We start from the raw sequence: 942 nt of genomic DNA on the forward strand, positions 1-942 counted from the left end.
CCTGTGAAAACTATCCATGAACTGATTGAGTTAATTAATTAATGCTTGTTTGATAAAAGCAAAATTTGATTATAAAAAAGGTAAGTCATTGACTTACCTTTTTTATATCTAAAATTATTACGTGGATTATTACGTGAATTGTTATGTGAATTGTTTACGGCGCTGAAGTGATTAAAGAGGTCAATTCACGATTTAACAACTCTGCATCACCCATATTCAATTCAATAATTCGGCGAAGATGAGTAATACTATCGACATCAATATGAGTACATTTTAAGCCAAGGTGCTCTGGGGTTTTATGGACAATGGCGGCTTCCATTTTTAGTTCAATATCGGAGTCGGGTAACACAAACTCTAAGGTTAAAATAGTATTAAGCTGACCTGTATACCCTGGTGGCAATTCTACTAATGCACCATTAAGACTTAAATCTAAAATTTTAGTGCGCCAAGTTTGTTCTGTTTGCGCAAGATGAGCACTGGCAGCAAATAAAATACGAGAAAATTTACGTCTGTCGTCCATGGTTTGCCCTTCGTAGTCAATATCGCAATGACACATAGTCAGAGTTTATTGTTTAAGCATACTCGATTTATCTCGGTTACGCTGAGAATATTTAACATAAAAATGGAGCGCATTGCGCTCCATTGGTTATATTAAGTTATTATATTTACTGATTTCGACTAAATCAGTAAATGACCCATTAATGCAATTACAGGCAGTGTCACTAAGGTTCGTAGAATGAAGATAACGAATAGCTCAAAAAAGTTAACCGGGATTTTACTGCCAATCAAAAGAGCACCTACTTCACTCATATAAATAAGCTGTGTAACCGATAAAGCCGCAATAACAAAGCGGGTCAAATCAGATTCTATAGAGCTGGCCAAAATCGATGGAATAAACATATCGGCAAATCCCACCACTATCGTTTTCGAGGCTTCGGTAGC

General features: G+C 36.1%; 1 protein-coding gene and 1 pseudogene. Both read right to left on the reverse strand.

Annotation, left to right across the window (positions count from 1 at the left end; all coding sequences use genetic code 11):
* Positions 1-154 precede the first annotated feature (154 nt).
* Positions 155-520 carry a PilZ domain-containing protein gene (locus H5202_RS23420; protein ID WP_182774108.1) on the reverse strand — a complete coding sequence of 122 codons (366 nt, stop codon included), beginning with the start codon at positions 518-520 and terminating at the stop codon, positions 155-157.
* Between the two features lie 158 nt (positions 521-678).
* Positions 679-942 (reverse strand): annotated as a pseudogene (locus H5202_RS23425) (YjiH family protein); the annotation flags it as partial.

Origin of the sequence: Shewanella sp. SG41-4 (assembly GCF_014164505.1) — a bacterium.
Classification (GTDB): domain Bacteria; phylum Pseudomonadota; class Gammaproteobacteria; order Enterobacterales; family Shewanellaceae; genus Shewanella.